Annotated in this window: 1 protein-coding gene; it reads right to left on the reverse strand. The window is 67.7% G+C overall.

The annotated features are described in order from the left end of the window. Nucleotides 1-232: hypothetical protein (locus tag Q1A87_RS24060; RefSeq protein ID WP_299657460.1), on the reverse strand; the 232-nt coding region annotated here is incomplete at both ends.

A 232-nucleotide genomic window follows, 5' to 3' on the forward strand; every position in this document is an offset into this window, starting at 1 on the left:
CCGACGGCTGCTGACCAGCACCGGAGTCAATCTGGCCGTGGCGGCAGGACTGATGGCGGCGATCGGCAGCATCGACCAGTTCAGCTCTCCGCAGAAATTGGTGAGCTCTTCGGCTTGAACCCGCGGGTCCGCCAGTCCGGTCTCGGCGCCGCCCACGCCCTGACGCACCTTCTCGTACCGGGCATCGAGAACCAGGTACGTGATCTGGCCGAGAGGCCGGGTGCGCCAGGCC

The organism is uncultured Jannaschia sp., from assembly GCF_947494055.1.
GTDB lineage: Bacteria > Pseudomonadota > Alphaproteobacteria > Rhodobacterales > Rhodobacteraceae > Jannaschia.